General features: G+C 43.2%; 16 protein-coding genes. 10 read left to right on the plus strand and 6 right to left on the minus strand.

Annotated elements, in window-relative coordinates; genetic code table 11:
• Window positions 1–3: 3 nt before the first annotated feature.
• Window positions 4–492 carry a DUF4332 domain-containing protein gene (locus F8S12_RS26485; RefSeq protein ID WP_196519273.1) on the minus strand — a complete coding sequence of 163 codons (489 nt, stop codon included), beginning with the start codon at window positions 490–492 and terminating at the stop codon, window positions 4–6.
• 333 nt (window positions 493–825) lie between these two features.
• Here F8S12_RS26485 and F8S12_RS26490 point away from each other — a divergent pair, with 333 nt between their 5' ends.
• Entirely contained in the window at window positions 826–1,290 is a 465-nt protein-coding gene (locus tag F8S12_RS26490) for a DUF29 domain-containing protein (protein ID WP_196519274.1), read from the plus strand.
• A 262-nt stretch (window positions 1,291–1,552) separates the two neighbouring features.
• Here the strand turns inward: F8S12_RS26490 and F8S12_RS26495 are convergent, their stop codons facing one another.
• Window positions 1,553–2,353 (minus strand): PhzF family phenazine biosynthesis protein, encoded by an 801-nt coding sequence (locus F8S12_RS26495; RefSeq protein WP_196519275.1) that lies wholly within the window; start codon window positions 2,351–2,353, stop codon window positions 1,553–1,555.
• Window positions 2,354–2,636: 283 nt separating this feature from the next.
• Between F8S12_RS26495 and F8S12_RS26500 the strand changes: the two genes are divergently transcribed.
• Both F8S12_RS26500 and F8S12_RS26505 read left to right on the plus strand, forming a co-directional pair.
• The gene (locus F8S12_RS26500) at window positions 2,637–5,096 is read left to right on the plus strand and encodes a beta strand repeat-containing protein (protein ID WP_196519276.1); all 2,460 of its coding nucleotides are present in this window, start codon (window positions 2,637–2,639) and stop codon (window positions 5,094–5,096) included.
• 375 nt (window positions 5,097–5,471) lie between these two features.
• Window positions 5,472–5,777 (plus strand): hypothetical protein, encoded by a 306-nt coding sequence (locus tag F8S12_RS26505; RefSeq protein WP_196519277.1) that lies wholly within the window; start codon window positions 5,472–5,474, stop codon window positions 5,775–5,777.
• 551 nt (window positions 5,778–6,328) lie between these two features.
• Here the strand turns inward: F8S12_RS26505 and F8S12_RS26510 are convergent.
• From F8S12_RS26510 to F8S12_RS26520, 3 genes are all read right to left on the minus strand, one after another.
• The gene (locus F8S12_RS26510) at window positions 6,329–6,925 is read right to left on the minus strand and encodes a Uma2 family endonuclease (protein WP_196519278.1); all 597 of its coding nucleotides are present in this window, start codon (window positions 6,923–6,925) and stop codon (window positions 6,329–6,331) included.
• A gap of 96 nt (window positions 6,926–7,021) precedes the next feature.
• Window positions 7,022–7,666, minus strand: coding sequence for a Uma2 family endonuclease (locus F8S12_RS26515; protein WP_196519279.1), 645 nt, complete (start codon window positions 7,664–7,666; stop codon window positions 7,022–7,024).
• A 50-nt stretch (window positions 7,667–7,716) separates the two neighbouring features.
• On the minus strand, window positions 7,717–8,394 hold the full coding sequence (locus F8S12_RS26520) for a Uma2 family endonuclease (RefSeq protein ID WP_230968290.1): 678 nt from the start codon (window positions 8,392–8,394) through the stop codon (window positions 7,717–7,719).
• Between the two features lie 207 nt (window positions 8,395–8,601).
• Here F8S12_RS26520 and ffh point away from each other — a divergent pair, with 207 nt between their 5' ends.
• The 7 genes from ffh (at window position 8,602) to F8S12_RS26555 (ending at window position 15,444) form a co-directional block, all read left to right on the plus strand.
• Window positions 8,602–10,065, plus strand: a complete 1,464-nt coding sequence (gene ffh, locus F8S12_RS26525) for a signal recognition particle protein (protein WP_196519280.1) — start codon at window positions 8,602–8,604, stop codon at window positions 10,063–10,065.
• A 182-nt stretch (window positions 10,066–10,247) separates the two neighbouring features.
• Window positions 10,248–10,508, plus strand: coding sequence for a 30S ribosomal protein S16 (gene rpsP / locus F8S12_RS26530; protein ID WP_196519281.1), 261 nt, complete (start codon window positions 10,248–10,250; stop codon window positions 10,506–10,508).
• Entirely contained in the window at window positions 10,471–10,902 is a 432-nt protein-coding gene (locus tag F8S12_RS26535) for a KH domain-containing protein (RefSeq protein ID WP_196519282.1), read from the plus strand. Before rpsP ends, F8S12_RS26535 begins: the two co-directional genes overlap by 38 nt.
• A 256-nt stretch (window positions 10,903–11,158) precedes the next feature.
• Window positions 11,159–12,112 (plus strand): PhoH family protein, encoded by a 954-nt coding sequence (locus F8S12_RS26540; RefSeq protein WP_196519297.1) that lies wholly within the window; start codon window positions 11,159–11,161, stop codon window positions 12,110–12,112.
• A gap of 92 nt (window positions 12,113–12,204) precedes the next feature.
• Window positions 12,205–12,609 carry a ChuX/HutX family heme-like substrate-binding protein gene (locus F8S12_RS26545; RefSeq protein ID WP_196519283.1) on the plus strand — a complete coding sequence of 135 codons (405 nt, stop codon included), beginning with the start codon at window positions 12,205–12,207 and terminating at the stop codon, window positions 12,607–12,609.
• Window positions 12,610–12,734: 125 nt separating this feature from the next.
• Window positions 12,735–13,535, plus strand: a complete 801-nt coding sequence (locus F8S12_RS26550; protein ID WP_196519284.1) for a DUF6816 family protein — start codon at window positions 12,735–12,737, stop codon at window positions 13,533–13,535.
• An 88-nt stretch (window positions 13,536–13,623) separates the two neighbouring features.
• Window positions 13,624–15,444, plus strand: a complete 1,821-nt coding sequence (locus F8S12_RS26555) for an ABC transporter ATP-binding protein (RefSeq protein ID WP_196519285.1) — start codon at window positions 13,624–13,626, stop codon at window positions 15,442–15,444.
• Window positions 15,445–15,915: 471 nt separating this feature from the next.
• On the opposite strand, the gene F8S12_RS26560 is transcribed toward F8S12_RS26555, so the two are convergent.
• The gene (locus F8S12_RS26560; RefSeq protein ID WP_230968291.1) at window positions 15,916–16,872 is read right to left on the minus strand and encodes a hypothetical protein; all 957 of its coding nucleotides are present in this window, start codon (window positions 16,870–16,872) and stop codon (window positions 15,916–15,918) included.
• Window positions 16,873–17,059 lie beyond the last annotated feature (187 nt).

The raw sequence follows: 17,059 nt of genomic DNA on the forward strand, positions 1-17,059 counted from the left end.
TCCCTACTCCCTACTCCCTACTCCCCACTCCCCACTCCCTACTCCCCACTCTTTACTCAGCACTATCTTTGCTTGCTGACTCCACTGTTGGACTAACTCAATCCCTGGACACATATCTCGTCGCTGCATTGTTGCCACTTGCAAGCGCAAAATCTGTCTGTGTAATCTGTGAGTCGGAGTCTCAGCTAGCTGTGCCACCGAAGCAATACCTGCATGTAGCAATAAACCACAATATTGTGTACCTACACTGGGAATTCGTGCTAAGTCAGCTAAAGCCATCCACTTATTTACATACTGAAGATGAATCTGTAATTTATTTGCTAACGTTACCCTTGCCTCTAGAGTTTTCCCTTGTTTGACTAGCGCTACTGTGGTGGTAATTCCACAATTTTGTAGTTGAGATTGTTCTTCTGGACTCAATCCAGGTAATTGCTCAATTGGCCAGTCACGAGATGTGAGCAAACTTTTATTATCTCTGTGTTTGGAAGACATTTCTTAAAATTATAGTATAAGCTTCTTTAAATATTGTGACAGTTGTTTTTTAGCAAAGTACGCTCTTGCGGTTTAGTATTTGCATTGACTGACAACTCTATTGCATCGACCGACAACTCTATTCTCTCGTTTCCCTACTCTGTATAATGGCTGATTAGAAGCTCTGCCTCCAGTAAGACATTGAGCCAGAGTCTCAATGAAGGCATTCCTATGCAGAGCATAGGAACGAGGACGAAGAAAAGTTGTAAGTGATTAAGGAGATACGATAATGACGTTAAGATGGGCGTAAAATATTTTAAATCTAGCTCGTCCACAATGGATTGCAAGCAGATCATGACCCCAATTGCAAAAAGCGCAGCCCAGTTGTATGAGACAGACTTTGTAGCATGGACAGAAAAAACTGTGCAACTGATTCGGGCTGGACAATTTGGACAAGTAGATTGGGATGCTGTGATTGAGGAGATTGAAAGCTTGGGACGCTCAGATCGGCGGGAGTTAAAAAACCGCTTGGAGGTATTGTTACAGCATTTGCTCAAGTGGCAACATCAGTCTAGTTTACGAAGTAGCTCCTGGCGAAATACGATTGATGAGCAACGCAACCGGATTGCAGATTTGCTGCAAGAGAGTCCCAGCCTCAAGTCTTACCCAGAAGAAGTTATAGCTCAGTGTTACCATCGGGGATTGAAAGCTGCTAGTAATGAAACCGAACTACCAATAAATACCTTTCCGGTGGAGTGTCCTTATTCTATTGCCCAAGTTCTTGATGCTGAGTTTTTGCCGGATGCGATTGATTTGTAATATAAATTTAAGGCAATACGCTTGGTGTTGGTGATATTTAGTGTTTGGAGATCCCCCCAACCCACGCCACTTGCTTCACTTGGGGAGACCCCAAGACCGCAGTGGCTCCCCTTAAAAAGGGGGGCTAACATCTCTTTTACTTGAGTTGGGGCGGCATTAGCGATCGCCTCTTCACCTTAAAAAGGGGGGCTAACATCTCTTTTACCTCCTTTTTAAGGGGGTCGCCGCAGGCGGGGGGATCTTAACCCAAGCATATTGGGGTTTAAGCGGTAATTAACTCACCTCTGAAAACAGTTACCGCTTGTCCACTGAGAAAGACGCGATCGCCCCCATCATAATAAACTTTTACTACTCCACCGCGACTAGATGCTTGATAAGCTAAGAACTCATCTTTATGCAAGCGATCGCGCCAGAAGGAAGCGAGACAACAATGAGTTGCCCCAGTCACCGGGTCTTCGTTAATACCTAATCCCGGTGCAAAGAAGCGAGAGACGAAATCATATTCAGAATCAGGATGAGCAGTGCTGGTGACAATCACACCTGCAATCGGCAATGTTTTTAGTAGCTGGAAATTAGGCTGCATTTGCCGCACTAATTCTTCAGATTCCACTTCTACTAAATAGCCGAGAGAATTCTGCAAGACAGATTTAGACGGTACACCCAAAGCTTCGCCCAGTTCTGGAGGAGCGATCGCAGCTTGTGAATGATTTACGGGAAAATCTAACTCAATCCACTCATTTTGCAACTTAGCATTCAGCACTCCGCTTTTAGTATCAAAACGTGCAACTTCATCAGGTGATAGATGCCCCTCTGACCAAAGTACATGGGCGCTAGCTAAGGTTGCATGACCACAAAGCGGCACTTCTACTGTTGGCGTAAACCACCGCAGATTGAAGCGATCGTTTTGTTTGACTAGAAAAGCCGTCTCAGATAAATTCATCTCTTGCGCTACGTTCTGCATCCAAGCATCATCTTGGTTAGTAAGCAAAACACACACAGCAGCAGGGTTTCCTGCAAAGATTGTACTTGTGAAAGCATCAACCTGAGTAATGATTTGTCCCATAAAACTCTCCTCAAAGAATAATCATATCAATGCTTATTTGTAAATCCGTAAAACGAGATTCAAGTAACCAAAAATATATTGTACCTAACTTTGATTAATGTATAAAATCACCTATCTTTAGACAGATATGACCATGTATAGTCTGAAATTGTACATCTGGTTTGTATAAATCCTCATTTATTTGTCCAAAATGATTGGCTGGTAGTAAACGCCTCCAGCCTTAGTTTTATACAACACCAAATGTTTATTAGCTGATTACGAAACAAAATAGGAATCAATAGTAATGGTATCTAATCCCACAGTTTTCAACCTTTCTGACCTGAACGGCAGCAACGGCTTTAGCATCAACGGCAGTGGCACCGATGCCTTAGGCACATCGGTCAGCAGTGCCGGAGACATTAACGGCGACGGCATCGACGACTTAATTATCGGCGCATCAAGTGCCATCTCTGGTGCAGGGCAAAGCTACGTAGTATTTGGCAGCACCAACGGCTTTAATAGCGCCTTAAACGTCTCCGACCTGAACGGCAGCAACGGCTTTACCCTCAACGGCAGTGCCGAGGACTCATCAGGCGGCTCAGTCAGCAATGCCGGGGACGTTAACGGCGACGGCATCGACGACCTGATTATTGGGGCATCAAATGCCATCTCTGGTGCAGGGCAGAGCTACGTAGTCTTTGGCAGCAGTAGCGGTTTAAGTGCCAGTCTCGACCTCTCATCCCTAGATGGCAGCAACGGCTTTATCATCAACGGCATTAATGGTCGGAACGCAAATGGCTTTTCCGACTCATCAGGTAGGTCAGTCAGCAATGCCGGGGACGTTAACAATGATGGCATCGACGACCTAATTATTGGGGCATCCAGTGCTGCCTCTGGTGCAGGGCAGAGCTACGTAGTGTTTGGAAGTAGCGACTTGACTGCCAGCCTTGACCTTTCATCCTTAAATGGCAGCAACGGCTTTACCATCAACGGCAGTGCCGGGGACTCATCAGGCAACTCAGTCAGCAGCGCTGGGGATGTTAACAATGATGACATCGACGACCTAATTATTGGTGCAGTTGGTAGAGGAAGGAGCTACGTGGTCTTTGGCAACGCTAGCAGCAATGCCAGCCTTGACCTTTCAACCTTAAATGGCAGCAATGGCTTTGCCATCAACGGCAATGGCACTGACTCCTTAGGTTTCTCAGTCAGTGCGGCTGGAGACGTGAACGGCGATAGCATCGACGACCTGATTATTGGTGCACCTGGTTCCGGGCAGAGCTACGTGGTGTTTGGCAGCGCTAGCAGCTTTAGTGCCACCCTTGAGGTTTCTAGTTTGGACGGCAGCAACGGCTTTGCAATCAACGGGATTGTCAATGACACTGACTTCTCAGGTTTCTCAGTCAGTGCGGCTGGGGACGTTAACGGCGACGACATCGCTGACCTGATTATCGGCGCACCATTTGCCTTATCTATTGCTGGGCAGAGCTACGTAGTCTTTGGCAGCACTAGCGGCTTTGGTTCCAGCCTCGACCTCTCCAACCTTCATCCTAACAACGGCTTTATCATCAACGGTATTAATCCTAATGATATCTCAGGCATATCAGTCAGTGGTGCTGGGGATATCAACAGCGATGGCTTTGATGACTTGCTTGTGGGTGCAACTGGTGCTGCATCTGGGGCTGGACAGGCTTACGTCATCTTTGGCTCTGAGACTGCGATCGCTCCTAATCAACCTCCAGTGGCAGTTGCCGACAAAGCTACCACTAATGAAAACACTGCGGTTAAAATTTCAGTCTTAGCCAACGATAGCGATCCAGATGGCAACCCCTTAACGGTGACAAATATCAACGGTAGTAGTGTGACTGTTGGCACTCCTATTACTCTGGGTTCTGGTGCTTTGGTGACTCTCAATGCTGATAAATCTTTGACCTACAACCCCAACGCTAAATTTGAAGCTTTGGCTGGAGGTCAAAATGGACAAGACACCTTTAGTTACACAATTAGCGATGGTATCGCTACTAGCACAACTAAAGTCAGTCTGACTATCAGAGGGGTGAATGATGCACCCGTTGCTGTCCATGATCTTGTTACGGCAGCCAAAAATACAGCCGTTAGCATTAAAGCAAGTACTCTGCTAGCTAACGATCGCGACATCGATAGCAGCCGCCTCAGCATCACTAGCGTTAGTGGTGCAATTAACGGGACTGCGGTGCTGAAAAATAATGGCACTCCCTCTAACTCGGCAGATGACTTTATCGTGTTTACCCCAACTCAAGGGTTTAGTGGTACAACTAGCTTTAAATACACAATCAGCGATCGCCAACTCAGCAGCACTGCTAAGGTTACTGTCGAAGTAGGCACTCGCCTTTCTGGTGGCAAAGGCAACGACAATCTTGTTGGCACTCCTGGTAATGATATTGTCAATGGTGGCAATGGCAAAGACTCCCTCAGTGGCGGCAATGGTAATGATCAGCTTTTTGGCGATAATGGCAACGACAAATTGTCTGGTGGTTTTGGTAATGATATCCTCACTGGTGGCAATGGCAATGATATATTTGTCTTGGCTGCAAAACAAGGTACTGATACTATTACCGACTTCTACAAGGGTTATGACTTGATTGGCTTGTCTGGTGGTCTGACTTTCAGTAAGCTGAGTTTCTCCGGTCACAACATCATCGTCAAGGCTACTGATGAAATCTTAGCAACGCTGACTGGCATCAATACCACAACGTTGACTGCCGCTAATTTCACTATTGTCTAGAACATTTTCTCAACGCAACTCCTTACAACGTTGATGCATCGACTTGCAATAGCATTGTATCGACCTGCAAGGTTAATGCATCGACTTGCAATGTGATTGTATCGACCTGCAACGTTGATGCATCGACTTGCAATAGCATTGTATCAACCTGCAACGTTGATGCATCGACTTGCAATAGCATTGTATTAACTTGCAATGCTATTGCATCGACTTGTACAAATTAACCCACCGTTTTTTAACTTGACGAATTACGATGATTAGTTGTCCGGCAAGAAAAATGCGTAGGCGTAGCACATCGTAGACATCGCCCTGTTAAAATACACTTTCACCTTTCACCGCGACTCGATAGCAAGATTACTTGCAAAGGGTGTATTCATGAAAGCATCAAACGGAAACATCAAGCTAAAAATCTTCAGGCGCATCTTTGCTATTGTGAACTTGGTGCTAATTTCTGGAGGATTAGTTAGCTGTGTTGTTCAAGCACCTAACCCACTTGCTCCAACTGAGCAACAAAAACCAGCCCTAGAACCTAACCAAGCGCAGCCGAACCATAAGAGTAATGACGACAACGATAGTAAAGATAAAGATGATGACGACAACGATAGTAAGCTCCTTGAGCCGAATTTCAATGCCGTACTTTTTCGCCCACCGCAGACAATCTTCTTTGTGATACGACGATAAAAGGGCGCTTTCACTTCGTTCTTGTAACTCTGCTACCTTTATACCTCGCTCCTTCGGTATGTAGATTGGTCGTCGTTCAATATCAACTGGCAATCCCCGCAAAGATTTTTCGGCAAGAGCGATCCCAATATATGAATTTGCTGAGTGATATATCGAGTATGAATACACTTTAATTCGCTGCGACATCTTGGCTCTCATAGACATCTAACTCATAATATTACGACTTAGCGATCGCAGGGATAGGGTAGTATTAGCGAGTATTCAAGTATCGGAGTCCTTTGATGACTTAACTATAGAAGTTTGATTTTTTGCGATCGCACCCGACATATTCTCTGTTACTACTTATAATTCAATACCAATTTTAGGCTGTTTGCTCCAGTGAATCGGAATATATTCGACTAAGTGCAGAATTTCGCAAATTCGTAACCAATCCTCTTAAAAAACCTTTGCGTACCTCTGCGCTTTCCTCAGCGTCCCTTTGCGTTTAAAAATAATTAATGCAAAGCTGTACTAAGGCGATCGCGCAACTATAAATTAAAACAGATTACCAGCTATTTTTGAAGCGATCGCTGAAAAGTCTTGATAGCATCAACATGATTCACCATATTAATGCAACGTAACAACAAATCCACATCGATCCCTTTAACCTCTTCGCTACTGGAAACCTTTTCATAGTCAAGTGCGTTGCCCTCTTTCCGCAGGTGATAAACTTCTAACACCCCATCTTCCCAGAACCATACTTCAGGAATCAAGAGCCGTTTATATGCCTCCAGTTTGTTGATCCCGCCACTGGAAAACACCACTTCGATCACTAAATCGGGACGCACTCGACCAGGGGCAAGTTTATAAGATTTATCTGCTTCTCGCTTGACAGCACCCGATTCACTTTCCAGGGTCATTGAGCCAGTTGGAGTAAAGTCAAACCCTGTCATGAGTAGGTAAAGTTCCAACAAGGCGCCGAGCCTTTCCTTAACGATTTCGTGTGGTTCTCCAGGCATTCTTCTGATCTCCAAAACTCCATCTAGGAAAGATAACCGATATCCTGGACGGTCTAGCAACTGCTCAACTGCTTTGAATTCTCTCCAGGTCAGTTCTTTAAACAACAGGGGTGATTCTTTTGTGGGTGTAGCAATTGTTGCTGGCGTCATTTGAGTCTCCAGTCTGTTTTCAGATGAGAAATAAAGAGGGTGTCGGAAGGCAGTTTGTTTATTTTAACTACTTAACTTATAAATATTACGAAAATTTTACTCATAATTTCGCTGAATTTGGCTTTTAACCCAGATGCGAAATTCTCTAACCAACTCTAAATAATCTTTCTGCCCAACTTGTTGTAAAAAATTAGCAATTTCTAGAATCGGCAAATTAGGAAATGCTAAACTTTGGTCAACAGCTATATATTTGTCATCTTGTAAGATATTTATACTAAAAATACTGCCATCATAACGCCAAATCTCTGGTACGCCCATATCAGCATAGACTTCAAAACGATTTTTTGAACTGCTAGTAATATCAATTTCCACTACCAAATCTGGCGGCGGATCTTGTTGTAAGTTAATTCTTTTTTTACCTTTAACTGCATTCAGATTCCGAATGTAAAAACAAGTATCTGGTTCAGCACCACTCAGTTCTGGACGTTTGAAAGTAGTAGAACCAAGAGGGTCAATACTAACTTCTAGCTCTTCTGCTAAAGTCTCGACAAATCGACCCACAATTTCTTTGTAACGTTCATGTTCAGGTGAAGGAACCATGATTTCTAAAGTACCTCGATTGTAAGTAAGCCGGAGGCGGCGAGTCGCACTAAGTTCAGTTAACAAGTTTTCATAAGTTTGCCAACTGATACCCGATAAGTGGATGATTTCTAGAGGTTGGATCAGAGTATTAGTAATCATAACTATCTGACAGTATTTGAGAAGTTTTTGGTTTTTGGATGTTTAGCTGATTAATTTAAATCAATTTTACTTCTAACCCAATTGCGAAAATCACTCACCAAATCTAAATAATCTTTTTCTTCAACCTGTTGTAAAAAATCAGCAATTTCTGTTAGAGGCAAATTAGGAAATGCTAAACTTTGGTCAACAGCTATATATTTGTCATCTTGTAAAATATTTATACTAAAAATACTGCCATCATAACGCCAAATCTCTGGTACGCCCATATCAGCGTAGACTTCAAAGCGATTTTTAGAACTGCTGGTAATATCAATTTCCACTACCAAATCTGGTGGGGGATCTTGTTGCAAATTAATTCTTTTTTTGCCCTTAATGAAATTGATATTTTTAATGTAAAAGCATTCATCTGGTTCTGCACCACTCAGTTCTGGACGTTTGAAAGTAGTAGAACCAAGGGGCTGAATCCTAACTTCTAGTTCTTCCGCTAAAGTTTCGACAAATCGACCCACAATTTTTTTATATCGTTCATGTTCGGGTGAAGGAACCATGATTTCTAAAGTACCTCGATTGTAAGTAAGCCGGAGGCGGCGGGTAGCACTAAGTTCAGTTAACAAATTTTCATAGGTTTGCCAACTGATACCCGATAGGTGGATGATTTCTGTGGGTTGAAGCAGTGTGTTGCTAGTCATAGCGATATGTGATGTAGGTTGTCGCTGTACAATAACCATTCTTACCCTTACTTTACTGGCTGCTCAATCTTCTTTTATATTCAATAAAGCTAGGTATCTGGTTGCTACAGTCGCGGTGAAAACTATTAAGCTGGTAAATAGCACGTTTAAACTTTAGCGGAAATTTGCGATCGCCTGCGGTGGACTACGCCAACGCATTCATCAGCGATTTAGAGTTCCCATTGGCGAATTACCTGTAATTACATTATGTTTGATGCATTATCTGACCGTTTAGAATCCGCCTGGAAAAAACTACGGGGACAGGACAAAATTTCTCAATCCAACATTCAAGATGCTTTGCGTGAAGTGCGCCGCGCCTTGTTGGAAGCAGATGTCAATCTCCAGGTAGTCAAAGATTTTATTAGCGAAGTCGAAGCCAAAGCACAGGGAGCCGAGGTGATTACCGGCGTGCGACCTGACCAACAGTTTATCAAAATTGTTCACGATGAACTGGTGCAGGTGATGGGAGAAGAAAATGTTCCCATCGTAGAAGCCCAGGAACAGCCTACTATTGTGCTAATGGCTGGGTTACAAGGTACTGGTAAAACCACAGCTACCGCTAAGTTAGCCTTACATTTGAGAAAATTAGATCGTAGCTGCTTGTTGGTGGCGACAGATGTATATCGCCCAGCAGCGATCGATCAGCTGGTGACGTTGGGTAAGCAAATTGACGTACCAGTATTTGAACTAGGAAGCGATGCCGATCCAGTAGAAATTGCTCGACAAGGTGTAGAGCGTGGCAGAGCAGAAGGCGTAAATACAGTAATTATTGATACTGCTGGACGCTTGCAAATTGACGAAGAAATGATGGCGGAATTAGCCCGGATCAAAGCAACTGTCCAACCTCATGAAACTCTGTTGGTAGTGGACGCGATGACTGGTCAAGAGGCAGCCAATCTTACCCGCACCTTTCATGAGAAGATCGGAATTACTGGGGCGATTCTCACCAAGCTGGATGGTGATAGCCGTGGCGGTGCAGCGCTGTCAGTGCGAAAGATTTCGGGAGCGCCGATTAAGTTTGTGGGCGTGGGTGAGAAAGTCGAGGCACTGCAACCCTTTTATCCCGATCGCATGGCATCGCGGATTTTGGGTATGGGCGATGTGTTGACCCTGGTAGAAAAAGCCCAGGAAGAATTTGACTTAGCAGATGCAGAGACAATGCAAGAGAAAATCTTGTCAGCGAAGTTTGACTTTACTGACTTTCTCAAGCAGTTGCGGATGTTGAAAAATATGGGATCTCTGGGAGGCTTCATCAAGATGATTCCAGGGATGAACAAGATTTCAGATGATCAACTCAAACAAGGAGAAACCCAGCTGAAACGCTGTGAGGCGATGATTAATTCCATGACTCGCCAAGAACGCCAAGACCCCGATTTATTAGCCAGTTCTCCCAGTCGGCGGCGGCGAATCGCTGGTGGCTGCGGCTATAGAGAGTCCGATGTCAGTAAACTGGTGGGTGATTTCCAAAAAATGCGATCGCTCATGCAGCAAATGGGTCAAGGTGGCTTCTCTGGAATGCCGGGAATGTTCGGCGGTGGTGGCGGTATGGGTAATGCCTTTGCAGGTGCCGGTAATCGTCCCGCAGCCCCCGGATGGCGAGGTTACGATGGTGTTCCAGCCACCAAAAAGAAAAAGAAAGAGAAAAAGAAAAAAGGCTTTGGTAATCTTTAGTCATTCAATTAAGGACAAATAGCATCAAATGCTAGGCAGTGCTAAAATTAGCATTTCAGCCTCAGAAGTTATCAGCAGAGAAAGCTGACCCTAAATTTCTCGGCAGCAGCCAAATTTAGGTTAGTTCTTCACCAACTAGCCGTTAACTAATATCAAAACAACAGGAGAATGATTCTTCAATCATGGTCAAACTGCGCCTAAAGCGATTCGGTAAAAAGCGGGAAGCAAGTTACCGCATCGTCGCCATTAACAGCCTCGCTCGCCGCGATGGCCGTCCCCTAGAAGAGTTAGGATTCTACAACCCCAGAACCGATGAAGTGCGACTAGACGTTCCCGGCATCGTCAAGCGACTACAACAAGGCGCTCAACCCACTGATACCGTTCGCCGCATTTTAGTAAAAGCCAATGTTTTTGAACAGGTCAGTGTCACAGCCGCATCATAATTTCGGAACAATATCCCCAGCTAGTCCCAATTATGTTGGGCTGGTTCAGTTTTTAGTGCATCCGTTTTTGGAATCTCCAGAGACTTTAAGCGTCGATTGTGAAATTTCTCAGACCCTCAACCGAGTTTGGGTTCGCATCGCCTTTGAAAGCACAGACAAAGGGAAAGTGTTAGGTCGAGGGGGACGCAATATTCAGGCGATTCGGACAGTAATCGCCGCAGCCGCAGCCGCAGCTGGGCAATCAGTATACCTGGATGTCTACGGCAGCACCACTCCAGAGCGAGAGGGTATGTCTTTTGATGAAGAGACAGAAGAGCGATCGCCACCGCCAACGAGAAGAGAACCGCGCGGAAATGATGGGCCTAAACCCATTGTTAAACCCCGCGTCCGCTAGGTTAAAACTAGATAGCAAGTCTGAGCGGAGGTTACTATAACCGCTCAGAATTTTTGTAAAGATGAAAGTGGCAAAAAGATTTTTGGATCTTTGTTTAGCCTCTTCACCAGCAAGGGCGTACATCTGTATGCCCTTACAGCCGATTCATTTGTTGCAAATATTTTTACAAAATGTAACTAATAAAAGTGTACTTTTAGCCTCGGCGAGAAAATATTAACCTTTGTCAAACACAGATCCTCACGAATTAAGAAATACTATGGCAGGTGCTTTAACAATTCAGCTGCCGAATATTGCCAGCGCGATCGCTCTTGCGGGAGATGGAGAAGAAAATCTCAAAAGCCTATCCCGGCAAACAGGAGCCAGCTTGGTATTACGCGGACAGGAATTACTGATTTGTGGCACCCAAGAGCAAATTGACCTAGCTTCTCGATTAGTGCGATCGCTTGAAAACCTCTGGATTAAAGGCACTGCTATTTCCAGTGCCGATATTGTAACAGCTCGTCAAGCCCTAGATAGCGATCGGCAAGGGGAATTGCAAGATTTACAGCGAGATGTCCTCGCCAAGAGTCGCCGGGGTGAAGAAGTCCGTGCCAAAACCTTCCGCCAGCGTCAATATATCGACGCACTCCGTAGGCGTGACCTTACCTTTGGCACTGGCCCTGCTGGTACCGGCAAAACTTATCTCGCTGTGGTTGTCGCCGTGCAAGCACTCCTTGCCAACGAGTTTGAAAAGCTAATTTTAACTCGCCCTGCCGTCGAAGCCGGTGAAAAACTCGGTTTTTTGCCTGGAGATTTACAGCAGAAAGTTAATCCCTATCTTCGCCCACTTTACGATGCTATTTATGACTTTATCGATCCAGAAAAAGTACCCAGTTTGATGGAACGCGGTGTGATTGAAGTCGCACCACTCGCTTATATGCGGGGACGTACCCTCAATAACGCCTTTGTAATTGTGGATGAAGCTCAAAATACGACACCTGCTCAGATGAAAATGGTTTTGACTCGTTTGGGTTTCCGTTCTCGGATGGTGATTACAGGCGACATGACACAAACTGATTTGCCACTTCACCAACAATCCGGTTTGGGAGTGGCTTTACAAGTTTTAAAACCCGTTGAAGGCATTGCCTTTTGCGAATTTTCCCAAAAAGATGTCGTTCGTCATCCTCTAGTTCAGCGCATTGTCGCTGCTTATGAACAATACGAAAAATAGTCATTAGTCATTAGTCATTGGTCATTAGTAAAAAAACTAATAAAGGACAAAGGACAAAGGACAAATATCAAATAACAAAGGACAAATGACAAATGACCACAACATTAAAAGAATTTTTAGCAGCTTGTGAGAATCTTGGAACTTTGCGTCTAATTGTCACTAGCAGCGCTGCTGTATTAGAAGCACGAGGCAAAATAGAAAAGTTATTTTATGCGGAGTTGCCTAAAGGTAAGTATGCAAATATGCACACCGAAGGTTTTGAGTTTCACTTGAATATGGACAAAATTATTCAAGTGAAATTTGAAACTGGTGAAGCGAAGAGAGGCAATTTTACAACCTATGCTATTCGGTTTTTAGATGATAAACAGGAATCTGCTTTAAGCCTATTTTTGCAATGGGGTAAACCGGGAGAATATGAACCAGGACAGGTGGAAGCTTGGCAAGGTTTACGGGAGCAATATGGGGATATTTGGCAACCTTTACCAGCAGAAATTTAAAGTGCAAAGAAACTGAACTATATAAACCAAAGCTTTGTGATTAGTTTGTAGTAAACGCTAAAGCGTTTACTACAAACTTTTAATTTTTAATCGATAAATAATAAACGTTAAATATAAAACTACTAATGCTTGTAATGAAGGTAATTTGGAGTTTTTGCTTGCTGGTTTTCTTCCTACTGGGGAGTGGCGAAGCTCTTGCCGGAGAATTATCTGAACGGTTAGCAAATTTTCCTCAATGGGAAAAATTAACTTCAGTGAAATCGGCTTTGGGTGATTTGGTTTATCCTGAATGGATGGCTGGTTCTTGGCAAGTTACCAGTACTTTAGTAGATTTAGCCGCACCTTTAGCACCAGATATCGTAACTCCAGGGTTTGAAGGTAATCGCCGACAATTAAATCAGCCTGTGAGTTTTGTAGTAAGATTTGTGAAACAGCTACCACCTGTTACTAAGTTAAAAATACTCCCTCAGATAGATAATAAATCACCAATTTTGGTAGCCGATAGAGCCTTTAATAGCTTAAATTTAGCACGGGCTTATTTAGGGAATGAAGCGGTGTTATTAGTCAAAGTAGATCCAGATTCGCCTAATCGTCAAATTACATTCTTGCGTAACAGCCACCAATTAGTTTCCATTGTCACTGCACGGGCTACAGAAACTACCTCTAATGACAAGTTCATCACCACAGAAGTGTTTCAACAACTATTTAAAGGCGGTTCACGCCCATATTTCAACTCTGTTGAATCTACCACCGCTTACCATCAACTTCCTACAGCTAATCCAGTGATTGAGGCAGATCAAGTTACTGCTGTCTATCTTTCACCCCAAGATCCAGATTATTTTAAAGCTGGTTCTCGACCAGTTGCCCTCTATCGCTATCGCCTAGAATTTGTCCCCGCACAAATGCCTACTACTCTAAAGGAGTGATTTAAACTCATAGCCCTTGACTATTATGTATTACAGTTGTAATATTTAAATTCCAAGCTCACGATCGCGCTCTTGGACGGTGTGCATCATGGCCAAATTTCAAGATATTGTCAATTATTTTCGCTCTGACTGGAAACTGAGTGTTTTTAGTATTACAGCATCTAGCATTTACGAAGTTATTGATTTAGTTGTACCTTACGCGATTGGGCAGATTTTAAACGTTTTGTCTGCTCAACCCTTGGATAAACCACTTCAAAGTGCGATCGCAACTTTTTCGGACATCACCAATTACCCAGTTAATAAAACTCTATCTTTGGGTGTATTACTGGGTTTAATTTTCGTTGTCACCGTAGTGAGAGCGCCAACACAACCCTGGTTAACCAATTGGTTTCATTGGGATATAGCCATCAGATCGCGTCGAGAAAAAACCGAAACAGCGATCGCCAAAGTTCTTACTCTCCCACTAGAATTTTATGATGAAAATAACCCTGGACGCATTGCCGGAAGAGTAGCTAGAGGTATTTCTAACCATACTTTTAGCTACCCTGAAGTTGCCGGACAGTTGATTCCTAAACTGGCTCGTGTACTGGCAATTTTTGTCTTTATCTTGCTCATTGAGTGGCGGATTGCAATTTTATATCTAATTTCCTTTGTAATTATTCTCAGCTTCAGCTTGAAGAGTTTACAGCAGTTAATTAAGTACGAAAGTCGCCTGGATAAATATGGAGAAGACACCGAAAGCCGCACTTCCGAATTGATCACTAATATCAAAACGGTGAAAGCATTTGCTACAGAATCTAGGGAACTGAAACGGCAAAAGCAACGTTTGGATCGTGAACTAACGGTGCTTGATTATCGTATCCACAAAGGTTATACAATACTGGGTACTTGGCAAAGAACCGTAATTCAGTTTTGTGTGTTTACAATTCTGGGTTTGACTTTAGCAGCAACAGTAAATGGGAGAATTTCTCTTGGTCACTTTGTCATGACCTTAACTCTTTCTAGCATGGCTTATGCCGAATTAGAACCTATTAGTAGCTTGGCAGAAGTTTTTGCCCGTCGTTATTCTTCTATGCTCCGGTTTCACGAATTTCTGCAAGAGCCAACTGCATCTGATTCAGCTAGTCTTTTAAAAGAGAGCAACCAGACAGAATCACCTTATAAATTTACTGGAAAAGTTGAGTTGTCGCACCTCAGTTTTGGATATGATGCCAACCGTCAAGTTTTGCAAGATATCAACTTGTTGATTGAGCCATACCAAACAGTGGCATTAGTGGGGCGTTCTGGTTCTGGTAAGTCTACTTTAGTGAAGCTGCTGTTGCGATATTTTGAACCTCAATCAGGTCAAATTCTGATTGATGGTCAAGATATTCGGACTTTGGATGTGGGTAAGTATAGACGAAGGCTAGCGATCGTTCACCAAGAAGTAGACGTTTTCAACGGTACCATATTGGATAACCTGACTTATGGTAGGACGAATGCTAGTTTTGAGCAGGTTCAGGAAGCTTGTAGGATTGCTAGAGTCGATGAAGTAGTGCAGCAATTACCCCAAGGTTATTACACCGTCGTGGGAGAACGAGGTGTCAGGTTATCTGGGGGACAAAGACAACGCTTAGGAATTGCTAGGGCGTTGTTAGTGGAACCAGACGTACTGATTTTTGACGAGGCCACCTCTAGTTTAGATTATGAGTCTGAGCGTTCAATTCAGTTGGCAATGCGATCAATTCAGGGTACTTGTACCACCATCGTTATTGCCCACCGTCTAAGTACGGTGCGAGAAGCAGATAAAATTGTGGTTTTGGAGCAAGGAAAGATTGTAGAAGTGGGTAGCCATGATGAACTCTTGCGTCACGAGGGTATTTATCGTCGCTTGCACTCTTTACAAGAAACAGGAGAACTCCTGAGTTAAGCGACATATATATTTTGGATTTTAGATTTTAGATTTTGGATTGACCCCACGAATCAATCCGCTTGATTAAATCGACCTTATTGATCATATAATTAGGTCGATTTTTTTTCCAATTTTCCCCAAGATTATTTTGTACGACACTTGTTAGGTTTCGTTCCTCAACCCAACCTACAGATATTATAAGTGTTTAACTGAACCTGATATTAGGCGTAAAAATTAATATATCTAAATCAGATTTTATAGATTTAATTCAAAACAATTACGATATTGCAAATATCTAATCCAGGGACGCCGCCAATTTTACTGATTAAAAATGAAAATTCGAGATTTATCCAGGCAACGCAGCAATTCCAACGACGCATTGAAATTCTTTTTACGTGCCTGGGTGAAGTGCGAGAAATAAAGTAAATAATCCATTCCTTACTGCTAGAATACCAATTCAGTAATCGAAATCTTCACAATAAGAAAAAACTAAGATTTACTCTTATCTGCTTCTTTCTGCGCTGCCTCGCTATATTTCTTATATAGCTGAGTACGAATTTTAGCTTCTTGATAGCGGCTGTGCTTTTGCGGCACCGTACCCATTAAATCTGAAGCCCGTTGCCACTTAGCAGCTATCTCCAACCACTGAGTTGAAGTTATAGCTGTTTTACCAGATGCAGAAGCTTGGTTGGCAATTCGCACAGATATTGCAAATGGGTCATCAGATGGATCAGAAAGGCTATTGTTAGCAGCACGGGATGGTGTTTGGGCTTTCTTATCGTTCGTATTTTGTGTAGTTAAAGATTTGGAAGTTTCTAGTTGCATTAGGTTTTTCAGTTTATTACCTAACTGAGCATAAACAACCCAACTAAGCAACAACAGGGAGGATAAACCAGCCGCCACTAATATCCTTGTTTTAGGTTTATTTTTGTGTTTTTCTTTGTTAATAAGTACTAAAGGACGAGAGACTGGAGTTTTAGAGAAATTTGGTTTTCCTAATTCAGCTTGAGCTTCTGTGAAATCTTTAATTAGTTGCTTTATAATATTAGGCTGAATTAACGTAATTTCCTGTGACCAAAGTAATTGGTTATCGCGATCGCTATCTATTTCCTTTAACCAAAGTAATTGTTGTTCCCGAACAATCCGACTGTTGATATTGACTAGGCGAATGTGACGCGGGGCGATGGACTCAAGAATTTCCTGGATTTGTTCTACGACGGGAGATTGTTCAAGTTGCTCTACCCTAGCTGCCTCGCACAGAAGTTGTAAGACACCATCAGAAAAAATGGCTCTAGTTCTGACACCAGACTTGGCTAGCTTTTCGTTTAATAGCTGAATAATTGCAGCAACGCTACCTTGGTGAGCTTGCCAAGCGATATCGTTTATCCGGTCTACCATCTGAGATTTAGTGATAGCTCTTCCACCCTGACTGATTAACGTACTCATTAATTTAGGGACTCTTTTCTACTGACCTTGATCTTGTCTTCGATTTTACGAGTAAAAAGATGAGTTGCCAAATAAAATCATAAAAATTGAGCCTCTCTTCTCGGTTCGCGAAGGGGGAGCTATTGCGCTTAGTCAATGTAACGCCCATGCTGGCTGACAAGCTACCTGTTTGACATAGTACATTAAT

Source organism: Nostoc sp. WHI (assembly GCF_015714725.1).
In the GTDB taxonomy this organism is placed as follows: Bacteria; Cyanobacteriota; Cyanobacteriia; order Cyanobacteriales; family Nostocaceae; genus Nostoc.

Coding starts and splice junctions, on each gene's coding strand:
- F8S12_RS26485 (WP_196519273.1), bottom strand. CDS start 492: ATGTCTTCCAAACACAGAGATAATAAAAGTTTGCTCACATCTCGTGAC.
- F8S12_RS26490 (WP_196519274.1), top strand. CDS start 826: ATGACCCCAATTGCAAAAAGCGCAGCCCAGTTGTATGAGACAGACTTT.
- F8S12_RS26495 (WP_196519275.1), bottom strand. CDS start 2,353: ATGGGACAAATCATTACTCAGGTTGATGCTTTCACAAGTACAATCTTT.
- F8S12_RS26500 (WP_196519276.1), top strand. CDS start 2,637: ATGGTATCTAATCCCACAGTTTTCAACCTTTCTGACCTGAACGGCAGC.
- F8S12_RS26505 (WP_196519277.1), top strand. CDS start 5,472: ATGAAAGCATCAAACGGAAACATCAAGCTAAAAATCTTCAGGCGCATC.
- F8S12_RS26510 (WP_196519278.1), bottom strand. CDS start 6,925: ATGACGCCAGCAACAATTGCTACACCCACAAAAGAATCACCCCTGTTG.
- F8S12_RS26515 (WP_196519279.1), bottom strand. CDS start 7,666: ATGATTACTAATACTCTGATCCAACCTCTAGAAATCATCCACTTATCG.
- F8S12_RS26520 (WP_230968290.1), bottom strand. CDS start 8,394: ATGGTTATTGTACAGCGACAACCTACATCACATATCGCTATGACTAGC.
- ffh (WP_196519280.1), top strand. CDS start 8,602: ATGTTTGATGCATTATCTGACCGTTTAGAATCCGCCTGGAAAAAACTA.
- rpsP (WP_196519281.1), top strand. CDS start 10,248: ATGGTCAAACTGCGCCTAAAGCGATTCGGTAAAAAGCGGGAAGCAAGT.
- F8S12_RS26535 (WP_196519282.1), top strand. CDS start 10,471: ATGTTTTTGAACAGGTCAGTGTCACAGCCGCATCATAATTTCGGAACA.
- F8S12_RS26540 (WP_196519297.1), top strand. CDS start 11,159: ATGGCAGGTGCTTTAACAATTCAGCTGCCGAATATTGCCAGCGCGATC.
- F8S12_RS26545 (WP_196519283.1), top strand. CDS start 12,205: ATGACCACAACATTAAAAGAATTTTTAGCAGCTTGTGAGAATCTTGGA.
- F8S12_RS26550 (WP_196519284.1), top strand. CDS start 12,735: ATGCTTGTAATGAAGGTAATTTGGAGTTTTTGCTTGCTGGTTTTCTTC.
- F8S12_RS26555 (WP_196519285.1), top strand. CDS start 13,624: ATGGCCAAATTTCAAGATATTGTCAATTATTTTCGCTCTGACTGGAAA.
- F8S12_RS26560 (WP_230968291.1), bottom strand. CDS start 16,872: ATGAGTACGTTAATCAGTCAGGGTGGAAGAGCTATCACTAAATCTCAG.